General features: G+C 32.8%; 6 protein-coding genes. 4 read left to right on the top strand and 2 right to left on the bottom strand.

Annotation, left to right across the window (positions count from 1 at the left end; translation table 11 throughout):
• Positions 1 to 44: 44 nt before the first annotated feature.
• Together A2255_03830 and A2255_03835 are read left to right on the top strand one after the other, a co-directional pair.
• Positions 45 to 311: a hypothetical protein gene (locus A2255_03830; GenBank protein ID OGI17140.1), complete on the top strand. Its 267-nt coding sequence runs from the start codon at positions 45 to 47 to the stop codon at positions 309 to 311.
• Positions 312 to 453: 142 nt separating this feature from the next.
• The gene (locus A2255_03835) at positions 454 to 2,508 is read left to right on the top strand and encodes a hypothetical protein (GenBank protein ID OGI17141.1); all 2,055 of its coding nucleotides are present in this window, start codon (positions 454 to 456) and stop codon (positions 2,506 to 2,508) included.
• Positions 2,509 to 2,739: 231 nt separating this feature from the next.
• Here the strand turns inward: A2255_03835 and A2255_03840 are convergent, their stop codons facing one another.
• The gene (locus A2255_03840; protein OGI17142.1) at positions 2,740 to 3,063 is read right to left on the bottom strand and encodes a hypothetical protein; all 324 of its coding nucleotides are present in this window, start codon (positions 3,061 to 3,063) and stop codon (positions 2,740 to 2,742) included.
• Between the two features lie 11 nt (positions 3,064 to 3,074).
• A complete protein-coding gene (locus tag A2255_03845; protein ID OGI17143.1) occupies positions 3,075 to 4,397 on the bottom strand; it encodes a UDP-N-acetylglucosamine 1-carboxyvinyltransferase in 1,323 nt (440 codons plus the stop codon).
• Between the two features lie 411 nt (positions 4,398 to 4,808).
• Between A2255_03845 and A2255_03850 the strand changes: the two genes are divergently transcribed.
• Together A2255_03850 and A2255_03855 are read left to right on the top strand one after the other, a co-directional pair.
• Positions 4,809 to 6,668: a cell division protein FtsH gene (locus tag A2255_03850; GenBank protein OGI17144.1), complete on the top strand. Its 1,860-nt coding sequence runs from the start codon at positions 4,809 to 4,811 to the stop codon at positions 6,666 to 6,668.
• 36 nt (positions 6,669 to 6,704) lie between these two features.
• Positions 6,705 to 8,114 (top strand): glutamate synthase (NADPH), homotetrameric, encoded by a 1,410-nt coding sequence (locus tag A2255_03855; GenBank protein OGI17145.1) that lies wholly within the window; start codon positions 6,705 to 6,707, stop codon positions 8,112 to 8,114.
• The last annotated feature ends 528 nt before the right edge of the window (positions 8,115 to 8,642 follow it).

Consider the following 8,642-nt stretch of genomic DNA (forward strand, 5'->3'; position numbering starts at 1 on the left):
ACCTAACTTAAGTCATCAACTATTATCTTTTTAAGGAAAAAAGCATGTATTATTACAATGGTAGCGTTCACGTAGAAAAGCAAGATCAATGTATAACTTGCAAAAATTTTACAGAAGGAGTGGCATGCCCGTTACTTCAAGCTTTAGCTATGGGAATCGTAACCCTTGAAGATACAATGTACGTCACAAATTGTGGTTTTTATGAAGAATTTACTAGACGGTTAAAACTTGTACCTGATAAAACTATGCCAAAAGGCAAAAATAAAAAAAATGTTGCCAGAATAGACAAAAATAAAAAAGATGATAAATAATTAAAAAATCTTAAATCCAAATAAAAATCTTTGTTAGCGAATGTAACAAAGATTTTTTCTTTACAAAATTTTTTCAAGATAGCAATTTAAATTATTTAGCAGTTTTTTCTTCTTAGATACTTTTGGTAATAGGAAATAAGAGTTGAATAATTTAAGTATTAAAAATGTTAATAAGCTTAATTACCCTTATCTCATTTATACAAATAAAATCTCATTTAAAGGCAATTACAAATTCTCTAAATCAGAATTAGGTACTGATGCTGTATATACCAACTGGGATAATCCTAAGTTACCTGATACTAATGATAAAGATGATGTAAAACTCACTATTTTGCATATGAATGATAATCATGGCCAAACAAAACCATTAATGAAGCTGAAAAGTGCTCTAATCAAACTAGCAGAGAATATAAAATCTCCTGATAAAGACTTTATCAGGATTCACTCTGGAGATTTTTATATGGGAAAAAATCCTAAAGAGCTAAATTTTATAGTCTCCTTACTAAATAATTTGTTTGATTTTGTCACTATTGGAAATCATGATCTCGATCTTGGAACAAAAATATTAGAAAATTCACTAGTTAAAACCAAATTTAACACTTTAAGCTCTAATTTGATATTACCTAAAAACAGCAATCTAGAAAAAGTTCGTGGGCCTAGAATAATTAAAATAAACGGTCACGAATACGGTTTAATAGGAATAAGTCCTCCGGATCTTAAAGAAAGATCAAGTAAGTTCACCTTATTTGAAGGATTAGATGTATTAACAGAAAATAAAACTGTTGAAAAAATAAAAGAAGAAGTGAAAGAGCTTGAAAATAAAGGAATAAATAAAATAATTCTTCCATCTCACGGTAGTTTAAAGCTGGATAAAAAAATAGCCAAATCTGTAGATGGAATAGATATCATTCTTGGTGGACATTCTCATGAATTGTTAGATCCTCTGGAAACGGAAGAATCCATTGTGAATTCACCTAATGGAGATCCAGTGCTACTCTTTCAAGAAGGACAAAATGGAGAATATTTTGGGGTAATAGATGCTGTTTTTAATAAAAACGGTATTATAAAATACGCAAAAGCAGGTCAAGAAAAGTCTGATAACTTTGAATTAGATAAAAAAGCCTTAAAACTTGAAAATAAGATCTTTGGAGAAAGTCCGATAATCGGTAATATAGCTGATAATTATTCTGCTAGCGATATTAAAACTCAGGAGAACCCTATAGCTAATTTTATTACTGATAGTATGAGAAAAATAGCTAATGCTGATATTGCTATATATCCCAGCTTCTCATTAAGAAATGATTTTAAAAAAGGAAATGTGACGGAAAGGGATGTTTGGAAAGCTATACCTTCAAGTGGTTTAAGCGTAATAAATATAACAGGTCAAGATATTATAGATCTTCTTGCAGCTGGTGCTAAAACATATACCAATCCAAACAAAAGACCTGGGATAATGCATGCCTCAGGCTTAAAATACACAATATCTAAAGATGCAAGTGTAACTGACATAAAACTGCTTAAAAACAATACATATGAAGAACCGATAAATCCTAAAAAAATATATCGAGTAGCTATAGATAGCTATTTACTTAAAGCTGCTGAGGACTTTGCGTCAGTCACAGGCAAAAAGGAAATAGAAATTCCGGATGACATCAATAATTGTGCAAAAGCTACTATAAAAAATATTCAAGAATACCAAAAAGAAAACAAAAAAATAACAATGAAAATGGATGGTAGAATAGAAATTCTAGCAGAAGATCCAAATAAAGGGCAAAAAACTCCAAGAGCATCAATGACAATGGAAGAAGCAATATACAATGACTTTAAGCCGAAATTAACCAATACTTTAAAGCAGCTTGGTCCTAAATTATTGAAAGATCCTTATAAGTTTTTATGGACTCCTGAAAATCCAACTCTTGGTTATTGTTATCTTGCTTCAGAACTTTTATATCACTATATAGTGCCTAATAAAGAAGATTACAAGCCTATGATTATCAAGTTTGATAATGGAACCACACACTGGTTTTTACAAAATCGGCATAATGGAAATATTTTAGACTTAACAGAAGAGCAATTTTCTAAATTAAATTCTCCTATCAAGCTACCTTATGAAAAAGCCAAGAATACTGGTTTCTTAACTAAAGAACCCTCTAAAAATGCCCAAATACTGGCAAAATTACTTGGTTTATCTAAATAACAGGATTAACGCAATTTGTCCTGAATACTGAAATAATGAAAAACTGTCATCCTTAACCATTTGTTGAACTTGTCTCAGTATTGTTTCAGGATCTATCAAGTTGACAACACTGGTCAGATGCCGGATCAAGTCCGGCATGACATCTTGATTTTTTGTGTAAACTTATTCACTAAAGTATTTTGCAATTTTAAAGAAAATTTCTAAAAATTTTAGTATTAATACTTTTTGTAATTATTTTATGAAATTAGGATCGATTCCTTGATTTTTAAGAGAATCAAGGAAATTTTGAGCTGCTTTCTTTTGAATTTCAGGTGGTATTATTCTTAATAACTCGATAGTCTTAGATAATACAGGATCATGATCATACCAACGATTCCCGTTAAAAGGTTTGACCATTTCATAAAAAGAATCCAACGCTTCTTTGCTAACCTGTGACTCTATTTTCTCAAGGAAAATCTCGGCTTGAGCTCTGAGATCCTCCTGATAATTCTTCAGAAGGTTTATCACTTCCATCAATAAGGGATCATGATCATACCATCTTTTATATTGAGCCATCTTTTTAACCTTTAGATTCTTATTTCATTATAATTTTGGATGTCAATGTCAGAATTAGAAGTATCATCAGTTATTCTTTGAATATCCGCTCCTAAATCACTCAGTTTTTCAATCAGTTTTTCATACCCTCTGTCTATGTGATACAAGTTTTCTATTTCAGAAGTCCCTCTAGCACATAAACTAGCTACAATTAAAGATGCACCTGCTCTTAAATCACTTGCTTTCACCTTAGTTCCTGTTAATTGCTTTACACCTTTAACTATCACATGGTTACCTTCTTGTTGAACATCAGCGCCCATTCTTCTTAATTCACCAACTTGTCTGAATCTGTTTTCATAAATGCTTTCTGTAATTACACTTATGCCTTTAGATACAGTTAAAACAGACATAAATGGTGATTGAAGATCTGTAGGAAAACCAGGATGGGGTTGAGTTACAATATCTACAGCTTTAGGTCTGGAATTACAAGATACCTCAATAGTAACAGGATCTATAAGAGTTATATTTGCACCCATATCATTTAATTTACTTGATACTGCACTTAAATGAGCTGGATATACATTACGAACTATAGCGTTTCCTTTTGTGGCTATAATAGCAGCAATATATGTACCAGCTTCAATTCTGTCTGGAATTGTCGTATAGGTTGTAGAATGTAAATCTTGTTGTTTTACGCCATTGATTACAATTTCGGATGTACCGGCGCCACTAACATCTGCACCAATAGCATTTAGGAAATTAGCAAGATCAACAATTTCAGGTTCTTGTGCTACGTTACTTATTATAGTTGACCCTTCAGCTAATACAGCAGCCAACATAATATTTTCTGTAGCACCAACACTTGGTCTATCAAGCAAAATTTCAGCACCAGTAAGTTTAGTAGCTTTAGCAACTACATAACCATTCTCAATTTTTATTTGAGCGCCTAATGCTTCTAATCCTTTGATATGTAGGTCAATTCGTCTTTCACCTATAGCACAGCCCCCTGGAAGAGCTACTCTTGCTTCTTTACATCTTCCAAGTAGCGCTCCTAATACAGTAAAAGAAGCTCGCATTTTACTAACAAGTTCATAACAAGCTTCATAATTAGTTATATGTTTTGCATTTATAATTAAAGAGCTTTCTTGTGGATTATATTCTGTCTTAACCCCCAGATGGTTAATAACTTCAACCATGGTTTTTACATCTGTTAATTCAGGGACATTATGTATCTCGCATATATCATCTACTAAAATAGAGGCTGCTATTAGCTTTAAAACGGCGTTCTTTGCCCCGCCTATGGACACTTCACCGGTAAGTTCTCTGCCTCCATTTATTATTATCTTATCACTCAAGAACTTTCCTCCTAAAACATATCGAGTTATCTTAATTTATCATACAAATTATGTTTTTGAAATATAATTCTACTTTATCTTAAAATCCTGTTATGGCATTATTCCAACTCATCCCTTTTTCAATTATATTACTATTGTAAAAATCAGGGTCAGTAATTAGTATGAGTTTTCAATAAAAAATTAAAAAATATTTTCTGTATAGTTTTTTAATTAATCTCAGGTAATATTACCTAAATACTAACATTTAACACCTTTTTAGAACAACACATATATGTCTATAACTTACTTTCTGATAAATTAAATTATAGTAAAATATATTAAGAACGTTTGAGAATTTATTAAGATTATTTCTAAATCTCATTTTTTAGCAAAATTAACAGTATTGAGTCATATTTTTCAAGGGAGCTATATATGAAAAAATACCAAACAACAGGAGTTTACATAACACTAGTGCTGATATTATTAGCATTTATGGTCACTGTACTTACATCAAAAACAGATTCTGTTCAGGATTTATCATACAGCCAGTTTATGAAACTGGTTAAAGAAAGCAAAATCGAATCTGTACAGATAACCAACAATGTTATAACGGCTAATCCTAAAACAGAACCTTCTCATAGTGCTTTAACCGAGACTAAGTATAAGGTTTTAATGCCTAATGATAACCCAAGTTTGATAGATAAACTTGAAAATCATAATATCGATATCAGTGTAGAACCACCAAACAATTCAGGACAATGGGTTGGATTGATAGGATCATTAATTCTGCCAATTTTATTGCTTGTAGGACTATTCTTGATGTTCAGAAGTGCACAAAGTGGTGGATCTCAGGCAATGTCATTCGGAAAAAGTAAAGCTAAAATGATGCTTGATAGCAAAGTTAAAGTGACTTTTGCTGATGTAGCCGGTATCGATGAATCAAAGCAGGAATTAGAAGAAGTTGTAGATTTCTTAAAAAATGGTGAAAGATATCTTGCACTTGGAGCAAAAATACCTAAAGGAGTTCTTTTAGTTGGTGCTCCTGGTACAGGTAAAACATTAATGGCAAAAGCTGTTGCCGGTGAGGCAGGCGTTCCATTTTTCAGCATAAGTGGTTCTGACTTTGTTGAAATGTTTGTTGGTGTCGGTGCATCCAGAGTTAGAGACTTGTTTGAACAAGCTAAAAAACATGCTCCATGTATTGTCTTTATAGACGAGATTGATGCGGTTGGAAGACAACGTGGTGCTGGTTTAGGCGGTGGACACGACGAGAGAGAACAAACATTAAACCAATTACTCGTTGAAATGGACGGTTTTGACGGTACAACAGGAATAATTATTATAGCTGCTACAAATAGGCCAGATATTCTTGATAACGCTCTTTTAAGACCGGGTAGATTCGACAGACAGGTTGTAATCGATAAGCCTGATATAATGGGAAGAGAGCAAATTCTTGAAGTGCACATTAAAGGCAAACCTTTAGCTGAAGAAGTCAACTTAAAAGTTATTGCTAAAAGAACTCCTGGTTTCACAGGTGCTGATTTGTCAAACTTAATAAATGAAGCAGCTCTTTTAGCAGCTAGAAAAAGTAAAAAAGAAATTGAAATGGAAGATGTAGAAGAAGCTATTGATAAAGTAATAGCAGGTCCTGAAAAGAAAAATCGCATAATTTCAGAAAAAGAAAAAGAAATTATTGCTTATCACGAAGTAGGGCACGCTTTACTTGCAAAACTTCTTAAAGACTGTGATCCGCTTCATAAAGTTACCATTATATCAAGAGGTATGGCTCTTGGCTTGACCATGACACTACCTGTAAATGATCAGGTTCTTTATAGTAGAACACAGTTACTTGATAGAATGGCTATGACTCTTGGAGGAAGAATATCTGAAGAAATTATCTTCAATGAAATCACCACCGGTGCTCAAAATGACCTTGAAAAAGTTACTGATCTTGCTAGAAAAATGGTAACAAACTTTGGCATGAGTGAAAAAATGGGTCCAATGACATTTGGTAAAAGAAATGAGCACGTATTTTTAGGCAGAGATTTTGGTCACGAAAGAAATTTCTCTGAAGAAGTTGCATCAATAATAGATAGAGAAATCAAATCTATAGTCGAAGAAAGATATAAATTTGCAAAACAAATTCTATCAGAAAACAAAGATGTAATGGATGAAATCGTTAAAGTTCTTCTCGAAAAAGAAACTCTTGATGAAAAAGAGGTTGATGAAATCATAGAAAGAGTTAAAATAGAGCGAAATAATAACCAAAACTATACGGAACATAACGTGTAATCTGTTGGACAAATTCGGCATACTAAGGAAATAAAAATGGCAAAAGAAAAAATTGAAAGACAGATCCCTATTACTTTGGATCCTGAATATAGAAGTGCAAATTTTGAAGAAGTAGAAAAGAATTTTACCGATGAGCAGGCATTAAATGAAGCTAAACGCTGCATCAATTGTAAAAATCCTAAATGTGTAGCCGGTTGTCCTGTGAATATAAACATTCCTGGTTTTATTCAAGAAATTGCAAAGGAAAATTTAGATGCAGCAGGAAAGCTAGTAAGAGAAACTAACTTGTTGCCATCAGTATGCGGTAGAGTTTGCCCTCAGGAAAGACAATGTGAAGGAAGCTGTGTATTAGGAATAAAAGATAAGCCTGTTGCTATTGGCGCTCTTGAAAGATATGTCGGTGATAAAACTGACAGCAGCTCCTTACAAATAACCTCAAACGGACAAAAAGTCGCAATAATAGGCTCAGGGTGTGCCGGGATTTCAGCAGCAGCAGATCTGGCAAAATCAGGTTATCAAGTAACTGTATTTGAGGCCCTTCACGCTCTTGGTGGAGTTCTAAGATATGGTATTCCTGAATTTAGATTGCCAAGAACTGCTTTAGACAGAGAAATTAATTCTTTAAAACAAATTGGTGTAGAGTTCAAAACAAATGTAATTATAGGCAAATCTCTTACCATTCAGGATTTATTTTCTGATGGTTTTGAGGCCATATTTGTTTGTAGTGGTGCCGGATTGCCTAAAATGCTTAATATATCTGGTGAAAATCTAAATGGAGTATACTCAGCTAACGAATTTTTGACTAGGGTTAACTTAATGAGAGCTAATAGGTCTGAATATCCGACTCCTATCAGGGGTGGCAGAAAAGTTGCTGTTGTAGGAGGTGGAAATACAGCCATGGATGCGGCTAGAACAGCAAAGAGAATCGGTTTTGATGAAGTAACCATTGTATATAGAAGATCTGAAGCTGAACTTCCTGCAAGAAAAGCTGAAATTGAGCACGCTAAAGAAGAAGGTGTAAATTTCTTACTATTGCATAGTCCTGTCGAGATTACAGGTTATGAAGGTTATGTGTTAGGAATGCAGCTTCAGGTAATGGAACTTGGCGAACCTGATGCAAGTGGAAGAAGGAAGCCAATTCCAACAGACAAAACTGTAAATATTGAGGTTGATACAGTTATAGTTGCGCTTGGTACAAATCCAAATCCAATAATTCAAAAATCAGCTCTAGAAGAAGGTTTAAACCTGGATGTTAATGCAAAAGGATATATAATAATAGATCCTGAAACTGGTCTAACATCTATTCCAGGTGTTTTTGCAGGTGGAGATGTAGCTCCTGTAGGTGAATCAAATGCAATAAATGCAATGGGAGCAGGTAAAAAAGCTGCAAAAGCTATAAATGAATACCTTGAAAAACAGAAAACCCTATCCCATATAAATAATTAAGTAAGTAATTCTATAGTTAAAAAGAGTGTGATCTTTAAAAATCACACTCTTTTTGATTTCCAATAAAATTAAGGTTTTTTATTCTATAATGAATTAAGTAAATAAGCTTGGTAATACTATTTTGCATTCAATAAAGTATATTTATTCCGTCACTGTGAAAATTGCTTCGCATTTTCAAGGTTCCTCCATAAACATACTTTATTTTCATACTCGATAGACTGCGAATTAGTATAAGGGTTGGGTATGGCTGGTTTAATACTGTTTATAATATCTTTTTGTCTGGTATTGTCTTCATCATATTTTTTAGCCAGCGGGGTAAAATCAAGAAGGTTTGAGAACTCAATTATTTATCTGATTTTGATACTGGTATCTCAAATAATTGTTAGCTTTGAAATACTCTCCATAATCAAACAAATAACCTCAATAAATGTACTATTTTTCAATATAATTACATTTGTTTTCTCAATTTATTATTGGAAATACAAGAAATCTCCCCATATTGATTTTCAAGAAGCCAGATTAATAAAA

The organism is Candidatus Melainabacteria bacterium RIFOXYA2_FULL_32_9, from assembly GCA_001784615.1.
GTDB lineage: Bacteria > Cyanobacteriota > Vampirovibrionia > Gastranaerophilales > UBA9579 > UBA9579.